A 26,444-nucleotide genomic window follows, 5' to 3' on the forward strand; every position below is an offset into this window, starting at 1 on the left:
TCAGGCCGGCAGATCGGCGGATGCGCCATCCGCGGGCACCTCGTCGGGCCAGACCGGCTCGGCCTCGCGCGCACGCTCGGCGTAGCGGTTGAAGCGCCAAGCCTTGTCCTGCATGGTGATGCGGCGCCAGGTGGCGCGCTTCTCGCCCGGCGTCATCGACGGCCAGTGCTGGACCTCGTCGAAGCTGCGGCCGCAGCCCTTGCACTCGTCGTCACCCTGGCTGGTGGAGCAGATGGCGATACAGGGGGTGTCGGGCGTGGCCTGGTACCAGGCCAACCAAGCGTCCCAGGCCTTGGGCGGGAAGCCCACCTCGGCGGCCTCGTCTTCGTGATGGAAAACCATCAGCGCGTAGACCTCGGCCAGTGCTCGCAGCTCGGGGGCCAGCGTGATGCCGTCGGGCGAGGGCTTCTTCTCGCGCCAGTAGTTGATGGCGGCCTCGATGTCTGTGATGTGGATGGCGGCCATGGAGGGTCGGGAAAAATCGGGTGGGCATCATAGTCCGGCTGAGTGCCGCGCACAGCACAGGCCGAGGGACGCTCTCGAATGAATAGCAACAGAATCCCTGATGGTGCGGTGTCCGGGCTCATTTTTCTTAAACCCTCAGAAAAATCCGGTTGCCAGCGCGAAGCCTCGATGCTCTAATCCGAGCCTCGAAGGGGAGTAGCTCCCACCCGCCCTCCGCGAGGACGGATCTTCGACAGGTCGTCAATACGAGGCACAACACTTCCGGCCTGTCGGGCAGCGTACGCTGCCGAGCAAGACCTTCGATTGGAACCCGCAGGGGTTCGGTCGAAGCGTTTGCGTGTCTCGGGACCCCGTGGGTCCTCATTCATCCGCTTGATCCGACCCGTCCGGGATGAAGCTATACGAACAGAGGACTCTATGGAACAGTTCATGACCCCAGAATTCTGGGTCGCCGTCGGTCAGATCATCATGATCGACATCCTCCTTGGCGGCGACAACGCCGTCGTCATCGCGCTGGCCTGCCGCAAGCTGCCGCCCGCGCAGCGCACCAAGGGCATCCTCTGGGGCACTGCCGGCGCGATCCTGCTGCGCGTGATCCTGATCTTCTTCGCGCTCACCCTGCTGGCCATTCCCTTCCTGAAGCTGGCCGGCGCGCTGCTGCTGGTGTGGATCGGCGTCAAGCTGCTGGCGCCCGAGCATGACGACGCGCACGGCAACATCGCCGCCAGCGACAAGCTGTGGGCCGCCGTGAAGACCGTGATCGTGGCCGACCTGGTGATGAGCGTGGACAACGTGATCGCGATCGCGGGCGCCGCCCAGGGCGCGGGCGACGGCCACCAGATGCCGCTGGTGATCTTCGGCCTGCTGGTGAGCATCCCGATCATCGTCTGGGGCAGCCAGCTGGTCATCAAGCTGATGGACCGCTTCCCGATCATCATCACGCTGGGTGGCATGCTGCTGGGCTGGATCGCCGGCACGATGGCGGTGAGCGACCCTGCGGTGGTCAACCCCGCGGCCTGGACGTGGGTGCCGAAGCTGCCGCAGACCGATACGGTGCGCTACATTGCCGGTATCGGCGGCGCGCTGCTGGTGCTCGCGATCGGCAAGTGGGTGGTGATGCGCCGGCCGAAGCAGCAGGACACCGCCGCTGCCTGATCCCTGCAACGATGCCTCTGGCACTCCAACGACGCAAGAAGGAGCACCCTGTGGAAAAGATCATTCTGTATGTCGACGATGCGGCCTACGCGCGCGAGCTTCTGTCGCGGCTCACGCCGGAAGCGGTCGGCACGGGTGCCCGCCATTGGGTGCTGGTGGCCTGTGCGCCGCGCATGACGCACCGCATCAGCAAGTGGGTCAGCCACAGCGCGCGCGAGAACTGGCGCAGCAAGTGGTTCGCCAAGACGCAGGAGCAGCTGCTCCCGCTGCTGCGACTGGAAGACAGCCGCGTCACCCCGGTGCTGGCCAAGGGGCCGCTCACCGAACTGACGCAGCGGCTGAAGATGGAGCACGGCACCGGACGCGTGATCGATGCGCGCAGGCCGAAGATCGGCGTCGACCTCGAGCCGGTGGCGCCCGACGTGGAGCCGCCCGGCCAGTCCGGCTGGGCGCTGCCGGGCGCGGTGCTGGGCATGGGCGCGCTGCTCGTCCTCGCCAACGAGCTGTCGGAGTAAGGCGGCGACGCCCCCATCCGACGCATGCGCCTGCTCCTCAAGTGGCTGCTGAGCGCGCTGGCGCTGCTGGCGGTCACCTACGTCTACAGCGGCGTGCAGGTGCCGAACTTCACCTCGGCCCTGATCGCCGCGGCCGTGATCGGCCTGCTGAACATGGTGGTGCGGCCGGTGCTGGTGGTGCTCACGCTGCCGGTCACCATCGTCACGCTGGGCCTGTTCCTGTTCATCATCAACGCCCTCCTCTTCTGGGCGGCCTCGGGGCTGCTGTCGGGCTTCCACGTCAACGGCTTCGTCGCGGCGCTGATCGGCTCGCTGATCTATTCGCTGCTGGGCCTCGTCATCGAGGCGGCGCTGGGCGGCCTGTTCGCCAAGCGCTGAGGGCTTTTTTTCCTATTTGAGCGGCGGCTCCGCCGCCTGCTCCTTGACCAGCACCTCGATGGCACGCGCACGCGTGTCGACGATCGAGGCCTCGTAGTGGTCAATGGGCGCTGTGCCTTTGCGCATGAATTCCTGCGCCGCCTTGAAGCGATCGCGCGCCCCCGGATAGTCGAGCAATGCCACGTTGGCCTCGGCATCGGCACGGATGGCGCGCAGCGTGTCGTTCTGGGCCGTGTAGAGGTTGCCGAGGGTGCGCCAGGCGCTGGCATCGCGCGGATGCGTAGCCACCCAGTCGCGCACGGGCGCCACCATGGGCCCGGGCTGGCGGGTGGCGACAGCAGCCTGGGCTGCCAGCATCATCTCGGGACGGTCCTTGGCCTTGGGATCGAGCAGCGCCGAGGCCTTGGGCGCATCGCCGGCCGTGAGCTCGATCTCGGCCGCGAGCAGGCGCGCCAGCCGCGCAGCCGCCGGGTCTTCCGAAGTGCGCGCCGTCAACCGCTGCGCGAACGCACGGGCCGACTTGTAGTCGCGCAACTCGTTGGACGAGAGGGCCGCCGCGTAGAGCGTGCCGGCCTGCTGGGCCGGCGTGCTGCGGGCGAACTCGCCGCTGCCCGCGGCGTCGATGTACAGGCGCAGCACGTCCACGCCGGGCCGCACCAGCACGCGGGCACGGGCGGCGATCATGGCGTGGTCCATCACCAGGGGCATCGCCGCGCTGCTGCCCGGCTTGAACTGGAAGCGGCCCTGCATGTCGGAAATCCGCTCGCTGTTGAGCGGGTGGCTGCGCAGGTAGGGATAGGAGCCGTTGTCGTTGAGGCGCGAGGCGTACTGCAGCTTCTCGAACATCGCGGCTGCGCCCTGCGGCGCGAAGCCGGCCTGCGTCATCACGCCGAAGCCGATGCGGTCGGCCTCGCGCTCCATGTCGCGCGAGAAGCTGAGCTGGCTCTGCATGAACGCGGCCTGGCTGCCCATCAGCACCGCCTGCCCGGCGTCCGCGTTGCGGCTCTTTCCGGCGGCGATCATGCCGAGGATCATGCCGGCCAGCAGCAGCGGCATCTGCCGGCTCTGCTTGGCCATGATGCGCGAGATGTGACGCTGCGTGACGTGCGAGAGCTCGTGCCCGAGCACGGTGGCGAGCTCGTCGCGGCTGCCGGTGACGGAGATCAGCCCCAGGTGCAGGCCCAGGTAGCCGCCCGGCAGCGCGAAGGCGTTGATGCTGCGGTCGCGCCCCAGCATCACGATCCAGGCGAAGCGCTCGTCCAGCTCGGGCGTGAGGTCCCCGCGCAGGCGCGCGGCCGCGAGCAGGCGCTGCCAGATGTCCTGCACGTACTCGCCCAGCACCGGATCGTCGATGTAGTCGGGGTCGCGGTACAGCTCGCGGGCGATCTGGTCGCCGAGGCGGCGCTCGGCGCTGGCGGTCATTTCGCCGCCATCGCCCATGCCGGGCAGCAGCTGGGCTCGGGCCAGGGGCGGCATGGCGAGCTGGCTGGCGATCAGGAGGGCCGCGCAGAGGGTGCGCAGCAGGGGCCTGGGTCGGCGGGTCGTTTCTGGGAAGGAGGTCCGGCGCGGCATGACGGAAGGCGACAAGGGGGCCTCGTATGATGCGTCAGTCTGCGGAACGTTCAAGCATGAGCTCTTCTTCACTTACCCATTTCGACGCTCAGGGCCAGGCCCACATGGTCGACGTGGCCGACAAGCCGGCGACGCGGCGCGTGGCGGTAGCGACCGGTTGTATCGAGATGCAAGCGGCGACGCTGGCGCTGATCGAGTCGGGCAGCGCGAAGAAGGGCGATGTACTGGGCGTTGCGCGCATCGCGGGGATCCAGGCGGCGAAGAAGACCAGCGATCTGATCCCGCTGTGCCATCCGCTGGCGTTGACGCGGGTGGCGGTGGATTTCGCCGTTCCCGCAGCCGACACGCCGCAGGTGCGCTGCACCGCCACCGTCGAGACCGTCGGGCCAACTGGCGTGGAGATGGAAGCCCTGACGGCTGTGCAGGTGGCGCTGTTGACCATCTACGACATGTGCAAGGCGGTGGATCGAGGGATGACGATCAGCGGGGTGCGGGTGCTGGAGAAGCATGGGGGGAAGTCGGGGAGCTATGTGGCCGGGACGCCCGCCGAAGGCTGAACCCCACCTTACTCCGCAGGATCATCGATCGGTTCATTCTCGAGCCAGCGGGCATATTCGCGCGGGAAGGCGACTCTGAAGCGTGCGGCTTGGGCCAGTGCTTCATCGTGGAGGCCCAACAATTGGGCGCCGTCGATCAGTTTGGCGATGACGCGCGGCTCCGGCGAAAAATGCAGAAGACGCTGCGCCAGTGCATGGGTCTCTGCTGCGTTGCCCGCGTTCACCGGCATGAGCGCCAGTTCTGCGAACTTCACCTGGTTGGCGAACAGCCAGGAGTCCTGCACCTTGGCCAGCGTGTCATCGCGCCAAGCCGGCAGGCGGTCTTCGCGGGCCAGGTAGAGCTGGCTGATACGGGTGTAGTCCCAGGCTGCATAGCCCACGGCCGACATCAGCGCCAGCGCGGCGAGCGGGCGCACCAAGGCGGTCCGACGATGCTGCAACTCGAAGGCCGGCGAAGGCCACAGAAAACCCAGGCAAAGACCGAAGACGAGCTGGAAAGGTCCATACCAGAGCGGGTACTCGAGCAGGCTGTGCAGCACGATCAAGCCGAGCAGACCCCAGACCATCAACCGCGCGGGATCGGTTTCGCGCCAGGGACGCGCCGACAGCGCGAGCCAGCCGAAGCCAGTGCAGATTAGAAGCGCTGCGGGAATGCCCAGTTCGACGGCGAGGTGCAAGGGGAGGTTGTGCGCGTTGTCGAGCAATTCGGCGAACCTTAGGCCGTCGTGGAGGGTACTGTAGTGCGCGAAAGCAAGTTCGCCCCAGCCCCAACCCTGCCAAGGGCGCTGAGCAATGAGGCCCAGGACGTTGTGCCACAGGATCAGGCGGCTGTGTGCGAGAGGGGCGCCTTCGCGCAGGCGCTGCCCCATGGTTTCCACGCCACCGCCGGCCAATAGCGGCAGCAGCCATGCGGCAAGAAAATAGACTGGAATCCAAGTCAACGGGACCAACGGCGAAGGAAGTCGACCGGCACGTGACATCAACCGCTCGCGCCACGCAAGCCAGGACGATACGCCGCTGATCAACAGCAGTTGCAGCAACCCGGTACGGGAAGTCGAGGCAGCGATCGCGAAGATCAGCAATGCCGCCACCAGCCCCCACGCAGCGCGATACAAGCCGCCGCGTGCTCCCAGCTGCAACCATAACGTCGCGACCAGCCCCATGCTGAGGAGCGTGGCCAACTGGTTCCGCTGACGGAGGCCTCCATATGCGTGCCCTGGCTCGGGAGCGTTCATCCATGGGAAGAGTGCCTCCGCGAAACCGAAGTACTGGAGCATGGCAAGGACGGTGCTGAGCAGCCCGGCCCCCACCAGACCCCAGGCCAAGACGGACGGCAGCGCGCCGAACGAAAGCGCGCCACCAGCACCAGCACAGGCCATGGCCGCCGCCGCAACCATCGTCGTCGCCGCGGCTGCGGCCAGCGGTGGGTTCGGTGCACTGCGCAGCAGGATCAGCGAGCCCGCCACCGCCAGCCAAGCCAAGACTCCATGCGAAGGTCGCGCAGCGGGCGTGATCAGAAGCAGCAAGCCCATGCAGATCCACGACGCGACTTGCTGCCAAACATTGGCCGAGGGGCCGGCTGCGACCGGAAACAGGAAGGGCAGCGCGACCAGCGCCGCACAGACGAACACCCGCCCGCCTGATGCGCAGCCGAGTCGGCGCGAGCCGTCGCAGAGGCCGTCATTGGCGAGTGGGCATACTTGAGAAAAAGTACACAAACGAATTACTTGAAGGCGACGAAAGGAAGGACGGTGCAGACAAACGGTTGAATCCAAATCTGAATTGCTGTTCACAATTTGTCACGTTCCATTCCTGTATTTGAAGGTTGTCTGACGTGACCAACTTTTCCCAATCCCGCCCGCGGCGCTTGGCCGGCTTCACGCTCATCGAAGTCATGATCGTGGTGGCGATCATCGGCATTCTTGCCGCGGTGGGCATTCCCGCCTACACGGACTACATCCGCCGCGGTCAGGTCGTGGAGGGCACGAATGCCTTGGCGGCCATGCGTACCGACATGGAGCGGTTCTATCAGGACAATCGCACCTATGTTTCCGCCACGCCGTGCACCGCAACGCTGGCGCAGCGCACCGTCGGCAAATTTGTCCTTAGCTGCAGTCCGGATCCCACCGCCACTGCCTACACGCTACTTGCAACGGGCAGCGGACCGCTGAATGGCCTGGTCTATACCGTCAACAACGCCAACGTCCGCGCGACGACCGGTGTGCCGACCAATTCGGGATGGATCACATGCACCACGTCATGGATCATGAAAAAGGGTGACACATGCTGATGCGCCAGCGCGGCTTCACCCTTGTCGAGTTGCTGGTCACCATCGTCATCCTGGCGATCCTGCTGACGTTGGCGATGCCGTCCATGACAGGGTGGTTGCGCAACAGCCGGTTGAGGGCGGCCAGCGATTCTTTGCAGGACGGGCTTCGTACGGCACAGGCCGAAGCACTTCGCAGAAGCCGCCAGGTCGTGTTTTCGCTGACTGACGACAAACCGACAACCACGGCCTACACCGCCAGGACCAACGGCAAGAATTGGGTGATCAAGACCATTCCGCTGACTGGATCCTCCGAGACCGCAGCGCTGATCGAAGTCGGCGTGATCGCCGAGTTGAGTTCGGACATCCAGATCACCGGCCCGGCCTCCGTCTGCTTCAACTCGATCGGACGCATGGTCGCCAACCCCGATCCGGGCACGAATGCAGGCACCTGCGCACTGCCGACGTCCACGCCACCGGTCCAGCCCTACAACATCAGCTACACGACGCCCGTCACCGGCACCGACCGCCCTTTGCGCGTGACGGTGGCGCTTGGCGGACAGGTCCGCCTGTGTGATCCCGCCAGAGCCCTCAGTTCGTACCCCGACGGATGCCCCTGACCATGCATCGCTTTCGAATTCCACGCCTCAAGCCACGCGCGCACACGGAACGAGGCATCGCCCTCATCGAAGTGCTTGTGTCGATCCTGATCTTTTCCCTCGGGCTACTCGGCCTGATCGGCCTGCAGGCCCGCGCTGTGTCGTTCTCCACAGACGCAGAGGACCGAAATCGGGCGGCCATGCTGGCCAATGAGCTTTCGACCGTCATGTGGCTGGGCAATTCGGTCACGGTGGACGCGACGGCGCTCTCCAATTGGCAGACCCGCGTCAGCACGCCGTCCGCCGGCGGCCTTCCCAACGGCGCAGGTACCGTGACGGTGACGGCCGGCGTCGCCGAGATCGTCATTACATGGCGTCCACCCTCGCGCGCATCGGGCGACAGCCGCTTCGTCACACGAATGGTGATGCCATGAACACTCCGCGCCATCGATTTCCGTATCGCCTGCGCCAGCAAGGCATGACGCTTGTCGAGCTGATGGTCGCCGTCACCATCGGCTTGCTTGTCACACTGGCCGTCACCAGCGCCGTGATCTTCAGCGAATCGCAGAAGCGCAGCACCACCTCCGTCAACGACATGGGCCAGTCAGGTGCCTATGCGGCCTACGTGCTGGATCGCGCACTGCGCAGCGCCGGCTCCGGGTTCACGCAGTCGTGGGACCTGGGCATCTTCGGCTGCAAGCTGAGCGTTGCGCGCGGCGGCGCCGCCATTCTTCCGCGCGCCACAGCCTTCCCGGCACCCTTCGCCAATTTTCTGGGTGGTGCAGCTGGCAGCGCCAACCTGCGCATGTCGCCCATCCTGATCGGCGAGGGCCAGGGTCTGGATGGCCTGTCCGACGTTATCGCCGTCATGGGAGGCAACGGCGCGGCCGGTGCCGTGCCGCGCGCGATTCGCTCGAGCGGCGCGTCAGCCAACATTCTCCGGCTCGACAACACCATCTCTCTGGTCAACAACGACCTGGGGCTGGTGAGCCAAGTCGGCACGACGGACTGCCTCTTCGAGCAGGTCTTCGAGACCGCTTGGGCAGACAGCGCCAACAACGAAACATTGCCTCTGGGCAGCACTTACTACAACGCCGCGAGCGGAGCCCTGCAAACCATGGCGACCGCCGGCACCGCGTACTTCACGCCCCTCGGCAATGCGACGACCGGCGACGTACTGTTCCAGCTCTATGGCGTAGGAGCCAACCAGACGCTCTTCAGCTACGACCTGCTGCGTGGCACGGGCACGGACGTAGCTCAGGCCATGGTGGAAGGCGTTGTCTATATGAAGGCGCTCTACGGCGTCGTCAACACCAGCACGGGGGCGTTTCGCGGCTGGGTGAAGCCGAACGGCACCTATGCCATCAATACCGTCATGACCACGCCGCTGACCGCGCGCAGCGTTGCGGCCGTCCGCGTCGCCCTCGTGTTGCGGACCAATCTCGCCGAGAAGCCGGACATCAACAACAACAAGGTTGCTCCATCTGCCTTCACGCTGTTCAGTGGCCTCACTGACATCAACGGTGCGTCCGCAAGCGCCAGTTACGCCTTGAGTGCGGACCAGCAGAACTATCGCCATCGCGTGGTCGAGTTCACCGTCCCCCTGCGCAATATCCTGCTGCTGCCTACGACATGAGCATGTCAAAGATCCCCCCTTCCATCCCGCGGCACCAGCAAGGCGTTGTGCTTCTGCTGTGCTTGATCATCCTCGTCGTGCTCTTGGCCGGTGGGGTGGCCGTGATGCGGTCGATGAATGCCTCGCTCTTCAGCGCCGGCAACCTGGCTTTCAAGCGCGACCTGGTCAACCGTGGCGAATTGGCCGCGGCGGATGTGATGACCCTGTTCAAGACCGGCGCGCTATCAGGCGCCTCGGCGGACATCGCCAACGTCAAGGCCGAGAACTACAGCGCGATCCAGCTGGCTACGAACGCCCGGGGCATTCCGACTGCTCTTCTCACCAATACCGCCTACGACGCCATCGCCGACAAGAAAATCGAGAACACCGCTGACCGGATCACGGTGCGCTACCTCATCGACAGGATGTGCAATGCTGCGGGAACGCCCTCGTCGCTGGGCCCCAAGGGCTGCGTCTATGCGCCCTTGACGACGCAGGTCACCGGCGGAAGCAGCCAGCGCGCGAAGGAAGACCTGCCCCCGCCCTCCACCCTCATCTATCGACTCACCGTCCGCGTCGATGGCCCACGCGACACGCAGGTCTTCCTGCAGGCATCCTTCACCAAGCCCGATCTATGAAAAGCGCGAGCGCTCTCATGAAAACATCCATGCTGTTTCGCCTGGCGGCCGCCGTGGCGATGCTCGGTCTCGGACTCGGCTTACAGGGGGGCGCCGGCGCTGCAACCACCCTGGCCGACCAGCCGGTCTTCGCGACTTCCAACGTGCCAGGCAACCTCGCCTTGGCGCTCTCGGTGGAATGGCCGACGGCTTCCAGAACGGCTCACACGTCGAGCTACACCAGTGCCAGCTCCTACTTGGGGTACTTCGATCCCAACAAGTGCTACACCTATGTATCCGATACCACTGCCAACCCGCTGATTCCCGGCAACGATGGCACGAAGGGGGACTCGAGTTACTTCAACCCGACCGGCGTTGCCACCTCGCGCCAATGCACGGGTGCCAACGATGCGATGTGGAGCGGCAACTTCCTCAACTGGGCGGCCACCGCGACGATCGATCCCTTCCGCTGGGCGATGACCGGCGGCAAACGCGTGGTGGACACCGAAACCACGACCATCCTGGAAAAGGGCTGGCATTCGGGTCAGGGCCTCTTCAACGATCGTGACCTGACCGTTTCGGAAATCGCCGGCGCAACGCCGTTCAATAATGCGACGCGACTGAACGTGTCGGTCAACGGCCGGGGTTTCGCCATGCGCGTGTCCACGACAGGCGGCGGAACGATGCGCGGAGAGTACTTCAACAACAAGACGGTGTCGGGGAGCGTGGTCTACACGGACAACAACGACAACGTCGACCACGATTGGGGCAGCGGCAGCCCGGCACCCGCGGTGAACGCCGACAATTTCTCCGCGCGCTTTACCGGCAGCTACGTGGCGCCAGAAACCGGCACCTACAGGTTCCGCGTGACGGCCGACGATGGTGTCCGCCTCTGGGTCACCTCTGCCGGCTCGACCCTGGGCACCATCGACAGGTGGATCGACCAGGGCCCTACGGACTACGAGGTGTCCGTCAACATGACCGCCGGGCAGCCGTTCGATGTGCGGATCGAGTATTACGAGAACGGTGGAGGCGCCGTCATGCGCTTCGCCTGGCGCCGGCCCTCGGCCAGCAGCTTCGCGGTGTTCACCAGCGACGTGAGCTCCAACGTGGCCAACAACTACACCATGCGCAACAAGGTGTGCGACCCGAACGCGCCTGGCGGGGTGGAAAGCAACTGCAAGCAGTACGGCGTCAACTGGAAGCCCGAGGGCCTGATCCAACAGTACTCCAAGCGCATGCGTTTCAGCGCGTTCGGCTACCTGAACGACGGCAGCGACCAGCGCGATGGTGGCGTGATGCGCGCCCGTCAGAAGTTCGTCGGGCCAATGTCTCCCGCGCCGGGTCTGCCGGACGTCACCAACCTCGAGAAGGAATGGAGCGAGACGACAGGCATTTTCATCCGCAATCCCAACGCCACCGATGCCGCCACGACGACCACCGCGACGGGCATCACGATCAGCGACAGTGGGGTAATTAACTACCTGAACAAGTTTGGCCAATTGCTCCCGGGCAACTACAAGGACTACGACCCGGTGAGCGAGATGTACTACGCCGTGCTCCGCTATTACAAGAACCTTGGCAACATCTCGGCGTGGAGTGACCTCGGGACGAACGACACTGCCACCAAGACCCGGAGGTTGGATGGATTTCCTGTGATCACCAGTTGGGACGACCCGATCCAATACTCGTGCCAGCGCAACTTCATCCTCGGCATCGGCGACATCTATACCCACGTGGACAAGAACGTGCCCGGCAATACGGACTACCGCACGCGGGAACCGGCGATCCCCGCGGGCTTCAGTACCGATTCGGTCAACGCGGTGACGGCCACCAACAAGGTCGGCGCCTTGCAGGGCCTGGGCGACATCGGCAGCACCAACGACTACAGTGGACGCAACAACTCGGCCTACATTGCCGGTTTGGCCTACGACTCGAACACGCGCGACATCCGACCGGACGTCGCCGGCCAGACGCAGACCATCGGCAAGCAGACCGTTCAGACCTATTGGGTCGACGTGCTGGAGCAATCGTTCCAGGCCAACAACCAGTTCTATCTGGCCGCCAAGTACGGCGGCCTGAAGGTACCCAACGATTTCGACCCCTATACCTTCACCGGCACCATCCCGTTGACGTGGTGGTCCACCAGCGGAGAGACGCTGACCGACACGCGAACCAACACCGTCCAGAACCGGCCCGACAACTATTTCACTGCAGGCCGTCCGGACACCATGGTCGATGGCCTGACCCGGGCTTTCGCTAGCATCGCCAACGCCATCAAGGCGTTCACAACCTCCTTCTCGCTGTCCACCGTGCAGGTGTCGTCGTCGGGCGCTGCCTCCTATGCCTCGCAGTACGACTCCAACGGTTGGACCGGCGTGCTGACCGGAAATCGCATCACCTTCGCGACCGACGGCACGCCGACGTCGACGTCGGTATGGAGCACAGCCACCACACTCGAAACGCAACTGGCCGGCACTGGCTGGAATACCGGCCGCCGGGTCGTGACCTGGAATGGGACCACCGGCGTGCCGTTCAGGGCGGGTGACCTGACGACGGCTCAGCTCCTGGCGCTCAACACGCCATGGGACACGCCCAACCTCGACGACAGCACCAACTTCGTGAACTACCTGCGTGGCGATCGAAGCAACGAGAAGACTGCGTCTATCAGCACCCGCCCCTACCGCCAGCGCCTGGCGCTGCTCGGCGACATCGTCAACGCGAAGGTGACCCCCGTCGCACCGCCTTCGATGCGTTTCTCCGAGGCGGTGAATCCCGGCTACGCCAGCTTCAAGACGACCTGGGCCAGCCGGCCGACCATGGTGTACGTCGGCGCGAACGACGGGATGATGCACGCCTTCAATGGCGCGCTTTCGGGAACGGAGGCGGGCACAGAGCAATTTGCCTATGTGCCGAGCGCGCTGTTTTCGGGGCCGAGCACACCAGCCACGTCCAACCTGGACGGCCTCACGCAGTTGGGCAATCCCAACTATGAACATCGCTACTACGTCGACGCGACGCCGTTGGCTTTCGATATCGACTTCAACAACGCAGGCGGCACGTTCACCAGCACCAGCACTGCCACGTCCGACTGGCGCACGGTCGTCATCGGCGGCTTGGGCAAGGGCGGCAAGAGCTTCTATGCCATCGACGTGACGAATCCAGCCGGCATGACGACCGAGGCGATCGTCAAGACGAAGGTACTGTGGGAATTCACGGACACCACCATGGGCTTCAGCTTCGGTGCACCGCTCATGGTCAAGACGCCCAAGTACGGCTGGGTCGTGGTCTTCACGTCCGGCTACAACAACAGCGACGGCTATGGCTACATCTACTTCGTCAACCCGCGCAACGGCCAACTGCTGGAGAAGGTTCGTACCGGATTGGCCTCTGATGGCCTCGCACAGGCGACGGCCTATATCCGCGACTTCACCGACGGCACGGTAGATGCCATCTACGCCGGTGACCTGAACGGGCAGGTATGGCGCTTCGACGTGACTGCGGCACGAGGCAGCACGGGTTCGTATCCGGCTCCGCTGCGGCTGGCCACCGTGGCTGATGCGGGTGGCACCGCGCAGCCCATCACGCAACAGCCGTTGGTCGAGATCGACCCGGTCAGCCGCAAGCGCTATGTGATGTTCGGCACTGGCAAGCTGCTGGATACGATTGATATCAATTCGTCGGCTGCGCAGTCGTTCTACGCAATCATCGACGGTACCGCGACCGCATTCGGTACCTCAGCCGGGCTGCCCAGCGGCGTTTCGTACCCCTTGGTCCGCGCCAATCTCACGGCGCTGAGCGACACCAGCCTCATCAGCGGAACGGCCAACGACTTCGCCAACAAGGTAGGCTGGTATCTCGACCTGGGCACCACCTCCAGCATCGGCTGGCGCTCGGTGGCGAATGCAACTTCGTTCAACGGGATCGTGTCATTCGCATCGCTCTTGACGACCGGCAATGCGTGCAGTCCATCAGGTCAGAGCCGGATCTATGGGGTGAACTTCGGGACCGGTAAATCGGTGCTGACGCCAGTCGGGACGGTGAGCTATGTGTCCAACTCGGCTGCAATCACGGATCTGAAGTTTCTGAGCGTCGACGGCAGGGTTAGGCTGGTCGCGGGGGATGTGCAGGGGGCGCTGAGGAACGTTGGGGTGCAAACCGGAGGAGGTACCTCGGTCAGGCTGCTGAACTGGAGAGAAGTGCCGACGGTGGATTGATCGCGACTTCGGCCACTCAATCTGGCATCCTTCGCTCTTCGAACCGGTTTTCGGCGCGAGCGGGCAGGAGATGGCCGACGCCCGGCGACGCGCGCGGGCCCGACCTTCTCAACCAACTCACGAAAAGCGATGTTCAGCAAATGGTTTGACGCGACCGAGGCAAAGAAATTTGGAACCGACATGGCGCTTCTGCTGAGGGAGCGAGCGCCGGTTGATGGCTCGAGTTCAGGAGGCAAGTCCATCAAGAAGGCGGAGAAGAAGCATGAAGCCGCTTTCAACCTGATAGAAAAGAAGCTCGAAGAATTCAAGAAAACGCACCGGTTGAACATGTACACCAAGGCGCAACTCGGAAGCGCCTTCAAGTTCACGCTTTTGGACAACGGCTACGACGAGGAGTTCTCCGAAAGAACGACAACGTGGCTTTTGCTCAAGTGCAAGTAGTAGCGCCATGTTTCGCGCGATAACCAGGTTCCTGCACAAGAAGCAGGCTGCGACTGTCACTGCGACGCCTGTCCAACGATCATCTCCTGCGGCTGCGGGGCGCCCTGCCGACTTGCTCGCAAAGGGAAATGCGGCCGTCGGTGAACAAGACTTCGCCAAGGCAGCCGGTTTTTATCGGCAGGCCGCGGAGATCCAGCCGGACAGCCTGTCAGCGCATATCGGCCTCGGATACGCCCGTCTTCAGCTTGGAGAGCTTCCTTTGGCCATCGATGCCCTGAAGGTCGCCGTGTCCCTCGATCCCGAGCACGGCGACGGCTTGTACATGCTCGGAAAAGCGTACGCGGAGCTCCAGCGGGGCGACGAAGCAGAGAGGACTTGGGGCAAAGGAATCAGCGTCACCGCTCAACCAGAAGAGATTTTTCTGGACTTCTGTCTGCTGTTGTTCAACTCGGGAAAGATCGAGCGTGCGCAAACGGTCATCGAGCAAGGCATCTTTAAGCATCCACAGAATGCCGACCTTCACTTCTTCCTGGGCAACGTGCTAGCCGAGAAAGGTCTCTACAGCGAATCCATTCCGGCTTACGAACAAGCACTTTCGCTCGGTTTGGGATCTCCTCATCTGCTGTCGAACCTCGGCAATTCCCTGCGGCAGGTCGGGCACATCGATCGTTCGCTGGAGATGGCCAAGCGGGCGGTGGAATTGGCCCCGGACGTTCCGCAATTCCTGAGCAACTACCTTCTGAGTACGCAGTACAGCCCAAACGTCTCCAGAGTGGAAAAGTTCGAAGCGCATCTCGAATTTTCGAGACGTTTCGAAGCGCCTCTCAAGCAGCATTGGCGCGCACATGAGAACGATTTCGACAAGAGCAGAAGATTGAGAGTCGGCTACGTTTCAGGGGACTTTCGCAACCACTCGCTCGCGTACTTCATTGAGCCCATCCTTAGAAGCCACGATCGCTCTGGATTCGAGATCCATTGCTACTACACGTACCCTGTGCAGGACGAAGTTAGCGAGCGGATCAGGCGCCTGTCTGATCGATGGGTTCCCTGCAGTACCCTTTCAGATGACGAGTTGGCCGACAGGATTCGCTCGGACGCGATCGACATACTCATCGATCTCTCTGGACATACCGGCCACAATCGCCTACTCGCGTTCGCACGAAGACCTGCCCCCATCCAGATGACTTGGTTGGGCTATCAAGCCACGACGGGGCTGAGCGCCATTGATTTCAGGATCACCGAGGAATCCCTGGATCCGACCGGCAGCAGCGAGGCATTTCATTCCGAGAAGCTTCTGCGCCTTCCTTCGAGCGGCACCTTCAGCCCGGCGCCGAACAGCCCGGACGTCGGTGGACAGCCCGCATTGGAAGGGTATCCATTCACCTTCGGTTGCCTCAACAATCCTTCCAAGATTGCCGATCCGGTGATTGAAGCGTGGGCCGAGATTCTCCGGACGGCACCCGCGTCGCGGCTGATGGTCGGCCATGCGAGCCTGGCGCTTCGCGAAGCACTGCTTGCAAAGTTCGACGCGCACGGCATCGGCGAATCGAGGATCGTGTTTCAACCCAAGGTTTGCTTGCGGGATTACCTTTCGCTTCATCACCAGATCGATCTCGCGCTGGACACCTTTCCGTACAACGGCGGCACGACCACCTTTCACTCCGTGTGGATGGGTGTACCGGTGCTGGCCGTCCAAGGCGATACGGCTTTGTCGAATGTCGGAGCTTCGGTCATGCGCGGCTTGGGATTGGACGCGTTTTGTGCATCGACGGTCGATGAATACGTGGCCAAGGCCATTCGCTTCTCCGGCGAGGCCGACGCACTGAGCTCCGTTCGTACCTCGCTGCGGCAAAGGGTCGAGGTCTTGACGAACAACCTCGCACGGGACGTGACCCTGGCACTGGAACAAGGCTTGCGGCAATGCTGGGCAGACTATTGCGATGGCCCGTCAGTGGCCCTGCCGCAGCACCGATTGGCGGGCCCATGAGCGATTCGATTTTTGTCACCCGGCCCCAGCTTCCACCTCTGGAGGAATTCATCCCCTACCTGGAGGAAATCTGGTCGAGCCGGATCCTGACGAACGGCGGTGCCTTCCACCAGCAGTTTGAACAAGCGCTGTGCGAGTACCTGGGTGTCAAGCATCTGTCGCTGTTCTCGAATGGCACCCTTGGCTTGGTGACGGCGCTGCAGGCACTTCGCATCGACGGCGAAGTCATCACCACACCCTATTCCTTCGTTGCAACCGCTCACTCGCTGCTCTGGAACCGGATCCAGCCCGTCTTCGTCGACATCGACGCACGAACGCTGAACCTCGACCCCCGCAAGATCGAGGCAGCCATCACCTCGCGCACGACGGCCATCATGCCAGTGCATTGCTACGGCCATCCATGCGATGTGGAAGCCATACAGGAGATCGCCGACAAGTACAACCTCAAGGTGATCTACGACGCGGCGCATGCCTTCGGTGTGCGGGACGCTTTCGGCAGCGTGCTGCGACATGGCGATCTGTCCGTCCTGAGCTTTCATGCCACCAAGGTCTTCACGACCTTCGAGGGTGGCGCGATTGTGTGTCCCGATGCGCGAACCAAGCAGCACATCGATCACCTGAAGAACTTCGGGTTCGTCGACGAGACAACGGTCGTCGCGCCGGGCATCAACGGCAAGATGAGCGAGATCAACGCAGCGTTCGGGATGCTTCAGCTTCGCCACATCGAGCAGGCACTCACCGAGCGTCGGCGCGTCGATGGGTTCTACAGGAGCGAGTTGCGTGACATCGCGGGGATCCGTTGTCTGGAAGGACAGCCGGACCACACGGTCAACTGCGCCTACTTTCCTATTCTGGTGGAGCCGGACTACCCGATCAGCCGCGACATGCTCTATCAGAAGTTCCGCAACGAGGGCATCTATGCCCGTCGCTACTTCTATCCGCTGATTGCGGACTTCCCCATGTATCGGGAGATGACCTCGGCTCGCGCAGACAACCTGCCGGCCGCCAAGCTGGCTGCGCAGCGCGTCCTGTGTCTGCCGATCTACCCGACCCTCACGCTCGACGATCAGCGCCGCATCGTCGACGTCGTGCGAGACGTGTAGGAGTAGTCCGCTTCAGCCCGCGCTGCGCCGCAGTTCTGTCGCGGTTCTCACTGCAACGCGTGCACCGCCCGTGCATAGGCTTGCTGGAAGTGTTTGACACGATCCTCGAGCCCCTGCGCGAGTACCCCCGGACGCACGGCGCATTGCAATCCGGCCTGCACTTTGCGGCAGATCTCGCCGTCCTCTTCGAAGACCTTGCGAGTAAAGGCGTGGCCGTCGCCGTAGATGTGTTCCATCATCTTCACGCCCGCGGGAGTGGCCCCGACGAACTCGACGCCGACAGTGCGTGAATGCACGGTGGTGCGGTCTACCACGGTGGGCTCGAAGCACTGGATGTGGAAGCTGTAGCCCATGAAGGAGGTCACCGTCAGGTTGGGAAAGATGAGGTGATGGGTGTAGTGCTCGAAGCGCCACGGCCACTTTCCGATCTTCGACTCCATGCGCGCGAAACGGGTGATCCAGTCCGGCGCAGCCGCATGCTCCAGGTGGCTGTGCAAGCGATCCTCGAAGAAGAACCGAGGCGCAGCTTCGGCACGGTCCATGCCATCGGTCTGCATGAAGGTGCGCGAATGGACCGCGGGAACGTGGTATCCCTCCAGGGAGTTTTCAATGGCCACCTTCCAATTGGCCGGGACATCTTGCCGGAATTCATCCTGGATGCTGGCCATGCCTTCGCTTGCTCGCACAAGAAAATCGAACTGGCTGCCCAAGTACTCGGCCAGGTTGGGGCCTTGCGCTGCAAGGCGAACGAAGATGAACTGCCCTGCGGTCTCGCAGGCGTACTCGGTCAGCCTGAACCGCTGAGGCGCAGCCACCACCTGAGGAAACGCTTGCTTCTGAGGAATGCCTACCGGCACACCCTCACGGTCGTACACCCAACCATGGTACGGACAGCGGACGGGCCCACTGTGCGTGCCCGGCTCACACAGTTGTGCCTGCCGGTGAGAGCACACGTTCAGGAACGCGCGTGGCCGCCCCTCGCCGTCGCATTGCACCAGCAGTTTCTTGTTGCCGACATTGACGCCGCGGTGAGAAATGCCTTGCAGTTCCAGTCGCAGGCCAACGAACACCCAGGTCCGCGCGAAAAGTCCATCGAGCTCTGCAGCATGGTGGCCTGGATCGACATATTGCGAAGGCGCGATCAGCCCGGTCGCCGCATCCGCATGCACGCTGACAGAGACCATCAGGAGGCCTCAGCCAGCGGCCGCCAATCCCGACGCGGCGTCGCATAGAGGATGGTGTCGTAGAAGTAGCCGAAGTGATGGCGCAGATAGAAACTGTAGTCCGGCGCGTGTTCGTCAATGACCTGAGCGATATCCAGCAGATCCTCCGCGTAGTGGTATGACGCAACTGCCAGCCGAGGCCTTTGCTCGCGCAACAACCGGCTGGCGCCACGCAGCGCCCGCGCCTCGTAGCCTTCGACATCGAGCTTGATGAAACTGGCCTTTTCAACCACGTCATCGAGCTTCACACAGTGAGTGGTGGACGTTCCGGCTTCGGAGATGCAACTGCCCATCGTGCCGGTCTGGTGAAAGCGCAAGGTTTCCGGCCGATCGGACACGGCACGTTGGTGCGCCCGAAAATTTGCCAACGGCCAAGGTGTCAGGGTCTCGAGGGCCGCGAAGTTCTCGATGTCCGGCTCGAAGGCGTGGATGCTGCCGTACTGCCACCCGGTCACGGCCAGCAGCTTCTGGATGACGGTTCCACGATGGGCGCCGCAATCCACGAAGTGCTCACGCTGCCCCATGCTGAAAGTACCGGTCTCCGACGCCACGCCGAAATACTCGTCCCGCCCGCCGATCCGCACATCGCTGATCCAGCGGCGGTCCTGTTCCAGGCGCTGAAGCAGCACGCCGTACAAGGTTTCGCGGCTCTGATCGTCCGCAAGCCGATCCGCCAGCTTCAACCAGTCGTCCGCGCGCGCATGCGTCCGCTCGCGATAGAGGGCCATCGACTGGTAGACGGATGGGGCATCGAAGCAGGCCAGCACCTGGAGCAGATCGCGAAACTCGCATCCAGCCGATCTGGCCAGCTGCGCGTAGTACGCCTGGGTGTATGGCGTCTGAGAAAAGTCGACGGCAGCGGCGTCGGCGTATTGATTCTTGCACCGAAGGAACTCCGCTGCGGTCGCGACGGGAATGCCTTCGATGGTTTGATCGCGGCAATAGTCGTCCACGGCAAGCACGAACCTTGCGCCCTGCGCGACGAGATTCTGCAGATGCATGAGGCCGAGCGTAGATCGGGGCGCAAACGCGATCAATGAACGGTCGCGCAGCTGCGCCGGCTCAGCCGGTGCCTGTTTTCGTCCGAACGAGTTCAGCAAGGATGTGCGGAGAGTCATGGAGATCGTTCCAGAGAAATGCCGGCTTCATCGAAAGCTGAAGCGTCGCGCAGGGTTGCCCAGCACCGTGATCCCTGGCGGAATCCGCCCCATCACCACGCTGCCGGGGCCGACGACCGCGCCTTCGCCAATCACGGCCCGGCTGGTGACGACACAGTTGGGATGGATGGTCACGAAGTCGCCGATGCGCGCACCGCCGGAGATCGTGCAATGGCTGTTGATCTGGCACCAGTTCCCGACGCGTGCGTCGTGCCCGATCACCGTGTATTCCTGGATGCAGCTGAACTCGCCGATGTAGGTATCCACCGAGATGCCGACGCTGGGCCCGATGATGCAGCCATGCCGAAGGTTCGCATGCCGGCTGACGTTGGCGCGCGGATGCACGACGGTCGCGAAGTCGGCGTGATGCTCGTCGCGCAGGACCGCCGTGTACTTGAAGCGCATCTGGGGTTCACCCAGGGCGGCCATGAAAACTTCGTCTTCGAGCGGTTGATAGGTGAGGGGGTCGCCCACGATGCCCACGCTGCGTGGCGTCGCGTCGAGCGCACCGGCCCGGCTGTCGAGAAAACCCTTGACGCGAAAGAGCGGGTTGTCGTCCTCGATGTAGCTGAGCACCTCGCGCCCGAAGCCGCCGGCACCGACGATCAGGAGTTGGCGGCGTGCGTCTTCCATGAGGGCCATCAGCTGATCGTCAACCCGCCATCCATGACGATGGTCGTTCCGGTGATCCAGCGGCTGGCGTCGGACAACAGGAACACGGCCGCGTTGGCCACATCTTCGGGCTTGCCGAATCCCAGCGGGTAGTTCTTCCGCTCGTCTTCCATGGACCCGACCATCGTCGCGGTCGCGTCCAGCAAGGGGGTCTCGACCAGAGCTGGCGAGAGGCAGTTGGCACGGATGCGGCGCTTCACCACCTCCATCGCCAGGCAACGCATCATCGCGATGAGCGCCGCCTTGGTGCCGGAATAGGCGGCAACGCCTGCGACGCCGATGTGCGCCGCTATCGAGGCGATGAAAACGATCGAGCCATCGGGCGCGACCAGGTTGCGTTTGAGCAGCGACTGGGTGAGGAGCATCGGCGCATCGACATTGATGGCCTGCACCTCCTGAAGGTGCTGCTGGGTCAGCATGCGAACCGGCGACAGCCGGGAAATGCCCGCGCTGTGGACCACGCCGTGAACGGGTGCGCCCAGCGAGGCGACCAATGCATCGCGATCCGCGGCCTGCGTCAGGTCGGTACGCACCATGCGGTGCGGCCTGGACGATACCTGCTCAAGCTCTTTCAGCGTTCGCTGCAGGCGCTCTTCGTCACGCCCTGCGCCAATGACTTCCGCGCCCATGCGGGCGCAGGCCAGCGCGATGGCGTGCCCGAGGCCGGATGTGGCGCCCGTGACAAGAATGCGCCGGTCGGTCAGAGAAAACGGAGTGGGGGCATCCATGGAATCAGGATTCGATCAGCGCCGGAAATCTTGCATTCTCGATGTCGAGGATGCAGACGCCCCACGAGAGGCCGATGCCGAAGCCGCTGAGAAGCACCTTGCTCCTGCCGCCGGACAGCTTCTCACTGAGGCACACCGTCATGGTGACGGGCAAGGAAGCGCCGCTGGTGTTGCCGAAGTCCTGCAGCGTCGAAGGTACTTTTTCCGGCGGCAGGCCCAGCTTCTTGCGGATGGTCTCGTTGATCATCCGGTTGGCCTGGTGGAAAACGAAGTGATCGACCTGTTCCCTGTCGAGGCCGGCGTATTCGAGCGCGCGGGTGACCGATGGCGGAACGCGTTGGGTCGAGAAGCTCAGGACAGCGGGGCCGTCCAGGATCAGCCCATCCGGCCAGTGCAGATCGCCGTCGGCGTCCTTCGTGGGGATGCTGTGGTGGAAGGCGTAGGGCTCGCGATGCCCTCCCACGGGCTTGATGATGGCTTTGTATCCGCTGCCGTCGCTGTTCAGATCGAAATACATCGGCGTGGCGTTCGGATCGTATTCCAGGGCTGTCGCGGTGCCCGCATCGGAAAACAGCGGGTCGTTGTCGCTGGCTGACTTGTCACCCACCAGCAGCAGGGCCTTCTTGATGGTGCCTGCGGCGATCATGCTTCCGAGCAGGTGAATGCCGAAGGGGTAGCCCGAGCAACCCAGGTTCACGTCGTAGGCGATGGTGGCCTGCGAGAGCTTCAACCGGTCCTGCAGGATGATGGCCGTGGAGGGAATGAGGTAGTCAGGCGATTGGGTGACGACGACCAGTGCATCGATCTCGTCACGGCTCCACTCGAGATCGGCCAGCAGCTTTTCGGTGGCGTCGAAGGCAAGGTCCGAAAAGCATTGCCAAGCGGGAGAGATCCGCCGATTCTGGATTCCAATGTTCCGCACCAACCGCTCGCGTTCCGAACGCTTGCTGGGTGGACAATCTTCCAGATTCGAGAGAACCCGCTTGGGCATGCAGGTGCTCATGCCTGCGAAGCGGACGTTCCGGAGCGTCGAGAGACCCATGGCGAGCTATCCCAGCAGCTTGTAGAGGTCGGTGATGGTGACGCAATTCTTGATGTCGTCACCGACAATGGTTTTGCCGTAGTCGACATCGAACATGACGATCACGCCAAGAGCCGCCAGAGAATCCCACTCCGGCAGGCTGCGCAGTTCAGTATCAGGTGTGACTTTCACAGGCTCCTGGAAATCGACAGCTATCAGAAAATCGTCGATGAATTGCGCAATGGTTTTCATAGACTCGAATCGTTGTGCATCTGGACTCAAAAACAAAGCCGCCCTTGCGGGCGGCTTACATGCTCACTCCCGAAGCTTACGGGCGGCAAGATGCCGGCAGGAACTTCACAGGCATCGGGCTGGTAGCACCAGGACGGCACTGCCAAGTGATAGAACCACCGGTCGGAACAACCGAAGAACCGCCCGAGCCAGGAGTGGCCGTCGTGGGCGCAGTGCCGGCAGTGCCGGACAAAGCAGCGCCGCCCGAAGTAGGCGTCAGCGTGACCGTGCCATTACCAGCAGCAGCTGTGTACGTGATGGTAATAGCACCGGTTGTCTCATTTACAGCCAGGCTCGAAACGTTGGGGGTGGCCGTAGGAAGGACGTAGCCATTTGCAAGACCTGCGCCCTGCGCAGCATTTTCCGCAACAGCAGTCTTTGCACCGCTCGCAAGCGCAAGACCCTCGGTCACACGCGAGCGCACAACATAGTCCTGATACGCCGGCAACGCCACAGCGGCCAGAATGCCGATGATCGCCACAACGATCATCAGTTCGATAAGAGTGAAACCCTTTTGCACGTTACGTGCGATGGAACGACGGTTCATTCAAAGACTCCGGTTGGTTGAAGAGGGCCCGAGGAAGGCCCCCGGTGCGCTCAATCATCCGCAGCATCTGTGCCATCCCGTGCCTGCTGCCCGTCACGCCGGAAACCTGCCCAAAAGTTCACGAACCAGTTACAGCGGGTGACATTGCTGGTTGCGAGCCCGACCGATGCGCTGACAAATTTGTCAACCGCAGGCACTCTGAGTCAGACCCGTAGCACTCCCGCCGCCTCCATCCACCGGATATCCCACGCCCTCCCCCCCTGCATCTGCAGCCCATCCGCCAGCGCGGCGATCTGGCTCATGATCTCTTCTGTTTCGGCAGGCTTGGTATGGGTGATGTAGATCGGGTATTCCCTAGCCGGCGCGATATGCGCCAGTTCATCCGCCAAGGTCGCCGGCGACAGATGCAAGCTGCGCCGGGCCAGGCTCTGTTCCCGGTTGCTGAAGGCCGTCTCGATCACCAGCATCGCCACGTCGAGCTCATTCACTCGCTGCCAGAACGCTGGATTCCTCTCCGTATCCCCGCTGAAAACCCAATGCGGCCCGCCCTGGGCGCAACGGACGGCGAAGCCGCAGGCGGGTACGGTGTGAACGGCCGGCAGAACCTCGATGTGCTTCAGCGCCCGCGTGCCCAGTTGCAACTCCTGCCCGATCACGATGTCGTGAAAGGTCACGAAGGGCGCCTCCAGGCTCGGAATGCTCGCGAAGTCGGGCCAGATCACGTTGTTGAACACATGCGCCCGCAGCGCCTCGATCGTGGCCCGCAGCGCATGCACCCGCAGCGGCCTGTCGCGCCGGCTGGCCACCGCGTCCAGCATCAGGGGCAGCGCGGCGACGTGGTCCAGGTGGGAATGGGTGAGTAGCACATCGTCGATGGCGCTCATCTCGTCCAGGCTCAGATCGCCGACGCCGGTGCCCGCATCGACCAGCAGGTCGCTGTCGACCAGGAACGATGTCGTTCGGCAGTCCTTTGCGATGGCGCCCGAGCACCCCAACACGCGCACCTGCATTTGCGTGAGCCCTTGTCTGTGTGAGTGCTATTTGCTTTCGAATTGGGTTGCGCCGTCCCAGTCGGGTGTCTTGGGCTGCAACGACAGCGAGGCTAAACGTTCGGCATATAGACGGTAAAGGACTTTTTTGGCATCCACAGCCAACAGCGGCGCGAGCAGGTCCTGCGCTTGCCGCCAGTCCTGCGCCCGGTAGGCCGCGAGTGTAAGGCCCCAGCGCTCGAGCGCCTCGTCCGGCGCCTGAACCGCGTCGCGCGCGCGCAGGAGCGGGGTGAAGATGCGCACCGCGAGCGCCTTGCCCTTGACCCGGACCAGGTCCAGTTCCTGCCAGACGTAACCCGGCGCGGCAGCGCGGGTGGTAACGCTGGCAACAATCTCGACACCATAGTGCCCACTCAGGCCCTCCAGCCGGGAGGCGAGATTGACCGCGTCGCCGACCACGGTATAGCTGCGGCGCACGGCGGAGCCCATGTCGCCCACGCTCATGAGGCCCGTGTTGAGGCCGATGCCCACGCTGATCTCCGGCCTGCCGCTGGCCCGGTGGGTCTCGTTGATCTCGTGCACGGCCGCGGCCATCTGCAGCGCCGCTTCGACCGCCAGCGCCGCATGGTCGGCAATGTCGACCGGGGCACCCCAGAAGGCCATCACGCAGTCGCCCATGTACTTGTCGACGGTGCCGCGGTGCTCGCTGATGATCCCGGTCAGGCGGCTGAAGACGGCGTTCAGGAAGGCTTGCAGCTCGGCAGGCGCCATCTGCTCCGACATCCGTGTGAAGCCACGCATGTCGCAGAACATCACGGTGAGTTCCTTGCTCTGGGCGCGCATGCTGTAGCGGCGGGGGTCGGCGCGCATCTCGTCGACCAGTTGCGGCGGCACGTAGGTGCCGAAGAGACTGGCCAGGTTGCGGCTGGCGCGCGCCTCGATGAAGTAGCCCCAGCTCATGTTGAAGGCAAAGGCGAGCAGGACCGACGCCAGCGCGGTCGCCAGCGGCAGCACCAGACCGGCAGCGAGGTAGAGCCAGGTGTTCAAGGCGACCAACCCGCCCCCCGTCAACACCGCGAGCAATGCGGCGCGGGGCGCCGACAGCAGTGAGAGGCCGAAGGCGAGCAGCAGACCGGCAACCCCCACCGTGACGCACTCGTAGCCTGCCGCATAGTCGGGCATTGCGAGCAAGCGCCGGTCCAGCAGGCCGGAGATGATGTTGGCGTGCACTTCCACGCCAGGAAAGACGGCACCCACAGGCGTGGCGCGCAGATCCTGCAGGCCGGGCGCCGTGGCCCCGATCAGCACGACCTTACCCCGGAGTTCGCCGGGCCCCAGTGCGCCATCGAGCACCCGGCCCGCCGACACATAACGAAAGGAGCCGCCGAGCGGACCGCCCGGGCCGCGAAAGGGCACCGGCATGCTGCCACTCGGGTCGACGCGCACCCGCAGGCTGGTGTTGGTTCCACCAAGCACCAGTGCCTCCAGCACGCCTGGATCTCCTTGCGACCCAGCTGGCGCGAGCACCGGCACCAGGGAAGGCGCCGCGCCTTCGATGAGCCGGTGCGCCACCAATGCCAGCGATTCGTAGTAGCCCGGCTGCGCCGCACCACCCTCGTAGCGCGCGATCAGTGGCACGGAACGCACCACGCCATCCTCGCTCGGAGCGAGGACGACATTGAAGAAACCGGCTTCGGGCGCGGCCGCCGCCAGCTGCGGGATGTTGGCGCCAAAACCGTTCCACCGCGTCGCCAGATCGTGCCCGGCCGGCAACGCCTGCAGCGGCAGCACCGGCTTCGGGAGAACACCCTTGGCGCGCGGCTCGTCCGTCTGCGTGAAGTAGTAGCCGAGCGCCACGCGCCGCCCGTCGAGCGCCTTCGCGAACAGGGCATCGTGGTCCAGGCTCGGCGCGAGGCGCTCGACCTCCGCGCCGAACTTCGGATCGTCATGCCACGGGCCGGCGGCCAACTGGCGAAGTACAGGGAGTCCGGAACTGCTGTCGGCCTCCGCGAACAGCACATCGAAGCCCAGCACCGAAGCCTGTTGCCGGCCCATCAGCTCGTCCGTCAGGCGCGCCAGCTTGTCGCGGCTCCAGGGCCACTGGCCGAACTGCTGCAGACTGGCCTCGTCGATGTCGACGATCACGATGCGGGGATCGAGGGTACCGGGCATGGTCGCACGCAGCCGGGCGTCGTAAATGAACTGGTCCAGCCGGACCAGCAGGGGCGAGCGCCAGACGTCCGCCGCATGCAACAGCGCGAAAAGCACCGGTAGCAAGGTGATGGCGATGCGAGCGCCGTGCCGCCGCAGTCCGTTCATCCCGGCCGGC

Annotated in this window: 25 protein-coding genes; 13 read left to right on the forward strand and 12 right to left on the reverse strand. The window is 63.7% G+C overall.

What is annotated here, in order from left to right:
* Positions 1–465 (reverse strand): DUF3717 domain-containing protein, encoded by a 465-nt coding sequence (locus tag A8M77_RS04595; RefSeq protein ID WP_086920367.1) that lies wholly within the window; start codon positions 463–465, stop codon positions 1–3.
* 417 nt (positions 466–882) lie between these two features.
* Here A8M77_RS04595 and A8M77_RS04600 point away from each other — a divergent pair, with 417 nt between their 5' ends.
* Genes A8M77_RS04600 through A8M77_RS04610 form a run of 3 tightly spaced genes read left to right on the forward strand, consistent with a single transcriptional unit; the run spans position 883 to position 2,513 of the window.
* Positions 883–1,620: a TerC family protein gene (locus tag A8M77_RS04600; protein WP_086920368.1), complete on the forward strand. Its 738-nt coding sequence runs from the start codon at positions 883–885 to the stop codon at positions 1,618–1,620.
* Positions 1,621–1,670: 50 nt separating this feature from the next.
* Positions 1,671–2,135 carry a hypothetical protein gene (locus tag A8M77_RS04605; protein ID WP_086920369.1) on the forward strand — a complete coding sequence of 155 codons (465 nt, stop codon included), beginning with the start codon at positions 1,671–1,673 and terminating at the stop codon, positions 2,133–2,135.
* A gap of 24 nt (positions 2,136–2,159) precedes the next feature.
* Positions 2,160–2,513: a phage holin family protein gene (locus A8M77_RS04610; protein ID WP_086920370.1), complete on the forward strand. Its 354-nt coding sequence runs from the start codon at positions 2,160–2,162 to the stop codon at positions 2,511–2,513.
* A gap of 12 nt (positions 2,514–2,525) precedes the next feature.
* Here the strand turns inward: A8M77_RS04610 and A8M77_RS04615 are convergent, their stop codons facing one another.
* Positions 2,526–4,085 carry a M48 family metalloprotease gene (locus A8M77_RS04615; RefSeq protein ID WP_086920440.1) on the reverse strand — a complete coding sequence of 520 codons (1,560 nt, stop codon included), beginning with the start codon at positions 4,083–4,085 and terminating at the stop codon, positions 2,526–2,528.
* Positions 4,086–4,141: 56 nt separating this feature from the next.
* Here A8M77_RS04615 and moaC point away from each other — a divergent pair, with 56 nt between their 5' ends.
* On the forward strand, positions 4,142–4,642 hold the full coding sequence (gene moaC / locus A8M77_RS04620; RefSeq protein WP_086920371.1) for a cyclic pyranopterin monophosphate synthase MoaC: 501 nt from the start codon (positions 4,142–4,144) through the stop codon (positions 4,640–4,642).
* Between the two features lie 8 nt (positions 4,643–4,650).
* Here moaC and A8M77_RS04625 read toward each other — a convergent pair whose 3' ends face one another.
* The gene (locus tag A8M77_RS04625) at positions 4,651–6,435 is read right to left on the reverse strand and encodes a PglL family O-oligosaccharyltransferase (RefSeq protein WP_337590006.1); all 1,785 of its coding nucleotides are present in this window, start codon (positions 6,433–6,435) and stop codon (positions 4,651–4,653) included.
* Between the two features lie 41 nt (positions 6,436–6,476).
* Between A8M77_RS04625 and A8M77_RS04630 the strand changes: the two genes are divergently transcribed.
* From A8M77_RS04630 to A8M77_RS04670, 9 genes are all read left to right on the forward strand, one after another.
* Positions 6,477–6,932: a type IV pilin protein gene (locus tag A8M77_RS04630; RefSeq protein ID WP_272947422.1), complete on the forward strand. Its 456-nt coding sequence runs from the start codon at positions 6,477–6,479 to the stop codon at positions 6,930–6,932.
* Complete coding sequence (locus A8M77_RS04635) at positions 6,926–7,528, forward strand: pilus assembly FimT family protein (RefSeq protein ID WP_086920373.1); 603 nt, start codon at positions 6,926–6,928, stop codon at positions 7,526–7,528. The genes A8M77_RS04630 and A8M77_RS04635 overlap by 7 nt, the downstream gene beginning before the upstream one ends.
* 2 nt (positions 7,529–7,530) lie before the next feature.
* On the forward strand, positions 7,531–7,941 hold the full coding sequence (gene pilV, locus A8M77_RS04640; protein ID WP_086920374.1) for a type IV pilus modification protein PilV: 411 nt from the start codon (positions 7,531–7,533) through the stop codon (positions 7,939–7,941).
* Positions 7,938–9,143: a PilW family protein gene (locus A8M77_RS04645; protein ID WP_158100886.1), complete on the forward strand. Its 1,206-nt coding sequence runs from the start codon at positions 7,938–7,940 to the stop codon at positions 9,141–9,143. Before pilV ends, A8M77_RS04645 begins: the two co-directional genes overlap by 4 nt.
* Before the next feature lie 2 nt (positions 9,144–9,145).
* On the forward strand, positions 9,146–9,760 hold the full coding sequence (locus A8M77_RS04650; RefSeq protein ID WP_143694547.1) for a hypothetical protein: 615 nt from the start codon (positions 9,146–9,148) through the stop codon (positions 9,758–9,760).
* 17 nt (positions 9,761–9,777) lie between these two features.
* Positions 9,778–13,956, forward strand: coding sequence for a PilC/PilY family type IV pilus protein (locus tag A8M77_RS04655; RefSeq protein ID WP_086920377.1), 4,179 nt, complete (start codon positions 9,778–9,780; stop codon positions 13,954–13,956).
* A 129-nt stretch (positions 13,957–14,085) separates the two neighbouring features.
* Entirely contained in the window at positions 14,086–14,397 is a 312-nt protein-coding gene (locus tag A8M77_RS04660) for a hypothetical protein (RefSeq protein ID WP_086920378.1), read from the forward strand.
* Positions 14,398–14,404: 7 nt separating this feature from the next.
* Positions 14,405–16,384 carry an O-linked N-acetylglucosamine transferase, SPINDLY family protein gene (locus tag A8M77_RS04665; RefSeq protein ID WP_086920379.1) on the forward strand — a complete coding sequence of 660 codons (1,980 nt, stop codon included), beginning with the start codon at positions 14,405–14,407 and terminating at the stop codon, positions 16,382–16,384.
* Positions 16,381–17,487: a DegT/DnrJ/EryC1/StrS family aminotransferase gene (locus A8M77_RS04670; protein WP_086920380.1), complete on the forward strand. Its 1,107-nt coding sequence runs from the start codon at positions 16,381–16,383 to the stop codon at positions 17,485–17,487. Before A8M77_RS04665 ends, A8M77_RS04670 begins: the two co-directional genes overlap by 4 nt.
* A gap of 47 nt (positions 17,488–17,534) precedes the next feature.
* Here the strand turns inward: A8M77_RS04670 and A8M77_RS04675 are convergent, their stop codons facing one another.
* The 9 genes from A8M77_RS04675 to A8M77_RS04715 all read right to left on the reverse strand — a co-directional run bounded on the left by A8M77_RS04675 (position 17,535) and on the right by A8M77_RS04715 (position 26,434).
* Positions 17,535–18,671 carry an aromatic ring-hydroxylating oxygenase subunit alpha gene (locus A8M77_RS04675; protein ID WP_086920381.1) on the reverse strand — a complete coding sequence of 379 codons (1,137 nt, stop codon included), beginning with the start codon at positions 18,669–18,671 and terminating at the stop codon, positions 17,535–17,537.
* Positions 18,671–19,828, reverse strand: a complete 1,158-nt coding sequence (locus A8M77_RS04680; protein WP_202820603.1) for an FkbM family methyltransferase — start codon at positions 19,826–19,828, stop codon at positions 18,671–18,673. The genes A8M77_RS04675 and A8M77_RS04680 overlap by 1 nt, the downstream gene beginning before the upstream one ends.
* A 27-nt stretch (positions 19,829–19,855) precedes the next feature.
* Positions 19,856–20,509: an acetyltransferase gene (locus tag A8M77_RS04685; protein WP_238136711.1), complete on the reverse strand. Its 654-nt coding sequence runs from the start codon at positions 20,507–20,509 to the stop codon at positions 19,856–19,858.
* Positions 20,509–21,267: an SDR family NAD(P)-dependent oxidoreductase gene (locus A8M77_RS04690; RefSeq protein ID WP_086920382.1), complete on the reverse strand. Its 759-nt coding sequence runs from the start codon at positions 21,265–21,267 to the stop codon at positions 20,509–20,511. Before A8M77_RS04690 ends, A8M77_RS04685 begins: the two co-directional genes overlap by 1 nt.
* Before the next feature lie 4 nt (positions 21,268–21,271).
* The gene (locus tag A8M77_RS04695) at positions 21,272–22,189 is read right to left on the reverse strand and encodes a ketoacyl-ACP synthase III (RefSeq protein ID WP_238136712.1); all 918 of its coding nucleotides are present in this window, start codon (positions 22,187–22,189) and stop codon (positions 21,272–21,274) included.
* Between the two features lie 126 nt (positions 22,190–22,315).
* A complete protein-coding gene (locus A8M77_RS04700; protein WP_086920384.1) occupies positions 22,316–22,540 on the reverse strand; it encodes an acyl carrier protein in 225 nt (74 codons plus the stop codon).
* Between the two features lie 76 nt (positions 22,541–22,616).
* The gene (locus A8M77_RS04705; protein ID WP_086920385.1) at positions 22,617–23,126 is read right to left on the reverse strand and encodes a pilin; all 510 of its coding nucleotides are present in this window, start codon (positions 23,124–23,126) and stop codon (positions 22,617–22,619) included.
* A gap of 203 nt (positions 23,127–23,329) precedes the next feature.
* Complete coding sequence (locus A8M77_RS04710) at positions 23,330–24,136, reverse strand: MBL fold metallo-hydrolase (RefSeq protein WP_086920386.1); 807 nt, start codon at positions 24,134–24,136, stop codon at positions 23,330–23,332.
* Positions 24,137–24,163: 27 nt separating this feature from the next.
* Positions 24,164–26,434 (reverse strand): CHASE2 domain-containing protein, encoded by a 2,271-nt coding sequence (locus A8M77_RS04715; protein WP_086920387.1) that lies wholly within the window; start codon positions 26,432–26,434, stop codon positions 24,164–24,166.
* Positions 26,435–26,444: the final 10 nt, after the last annotated feature.

Origin of the sequence: Variovorax sp. JS1663 (assembly GCF_002157355.1) — a bacterium.
Lineage (GTDB): Bacteria > Pseudomonadota > Gammaproteobacteria > Burkholderiales > Burkholderiaceae_C > Variovorax.

Bases quoted from the DNA above. Each gene is read 5' to 3' on its own strand.
- A8M77_RS04595 (WP_086920367.1), bottom strand. From the start codon at position 465: ATGGCCGCCATCCACATCACAGACATCGAGGCCGCCATCAACTACTGG.
- A8M77_RS04600 (WP_086920368.1), top strand. From the start codon at position 883: ATGGAACAGTTCATGACCCCAGAATTCTGGGTCGCCGTCGGTCAGATC.
- A8M77_RS04610 (WP_086920370.1), top strand. From the start codon at position 2,160: ATGCGCCTGCTCCTCAAGTGGCTGCTGAGCGCGCTGGCGCTGCTGGCG.
- A8M77_RS04615 (WP_086920440.1), bottom strand. From the start codon at position 4,085: ATGCCGCGCCGGACCTCCTTCCCAGAAACGACCCGCCGACCCAGGCCC.
- moaC (WP_086920371.1), top strand. From the start codon at position 4,142: ATGAGCTCTTCTTCACTTACCCATTTCGACGCTCAGGGCCAGGCCCAC.
- A8M77_RS04635 (WP_086920373.1), top strand. From the start codon at position 6,926: ATGCTGATGCGCCAGCGCGGCTTCACCCTTGTCGAGTTGCTGGTCACC.
- pilV (WP_086920374.1), top strand. From the start codon at position 7,531: ATGCATCGCTTTCGAATTCCACGCCTCAAGCCACGCGCGCACACGGAA.
- A8M77_RS04645 (WP_158100886.1), top strand. From the start codon at position 7,938: ATGAACACTCCGCGCCATCGATTTCCGTATCGCCTGCGCCAGCAAGGC.
- A8M77_RS04650 (WP_143694547.1), top strand. From the start codon at position 9,146: ATGTCAAAGATCCCCCCTTCCATCCCGCGGCACCAGCAAGGCGTTGTG.
- A8M77_RS04655 (WP_086920377.1), top strand. From the start codon at position 9,778: ATGAAAACATCCATGCTGTTTCGCCTGGCGGCCGCCGTGGCGATGCTC.
- A8M77_RS04660 (WP_086920378.1), top strand. From the start codon at position 14,086: ATGTTCAGCAAATGGTTTGACGCGACCGAGGCAAAGAAATTTGGAACC.
- A8M77_RS04665 (WP_086920379.1), top strand. From the start codon at position 14,405: ATGTTTCGCGCGATAACCAGGTTCCTGCACAAGAAGCAGGCTGCGACT.
- A8M77_RS04670 (WP_086920380.1), top strand. From the start codon at position 16,381: ATGAGCGATTCGATTTTTGTCACCCGGCCCCAGCTTCCACCTCTGGAG.
- A8M77_RS04675 (WP_086920381.1), bottom strand. From the start codon at position 18,671: ATGGTCTCTGTCAGCGTGCATGCGGATGCGGCGACCGGGCTGATCGCG.
- A8M77_RS04680 (WP_202820603.1), bottom strand. From the start codon at position 19,828: ATGACTCTCCGCACATCCTTGCTGAACTCGTTCGGACGAAAACAGGCA.
- A8M77_RS04685 (WP_238136711.1), bottom strand. From the start codon at position 20,509: ATGGCCCTCATGGAAGACGCACGCCGCCAACTCCTGATCGTCGGTGCC.
- A8M77_RS04690 (WP_086920382.1), bottom strand. From the start codon at position 21,267: ATGGATGCCCCCACTCCGTTTTCTCTGACCGACCGGCGCATTCTTGTC.
- A8M77_RS04700 (WP_086920384.1), bottom strand. From the start codon at position 22,540: ATGAAAACCATTGCGCAATTCATCGACGATTTTCTGATAGCTGTCGAT.
- A8M77_RS04705 (WP_086920385.1), bottom strand. From the start codon at position 23,126: ATGAACCGTCGTTCCATCGCACGTAACGTGCAAAAGGGTTTCACTCTT.
- A8M77_RS04710 (WP_086920386.1), bottom strand. From the start codon at position 24,136: ATGCAGGTGCGCGTGTTGGGGTGCTCGGGCGCCATCGCAAAGGACTGC.
- A8M77_RS04715 (WP_086920387.1), bottom strand. From the start codon at position 26,434: ATGAACGGACTGCGGCGGCACGGCGCTCGCATCGCCATCACCTTGCTA.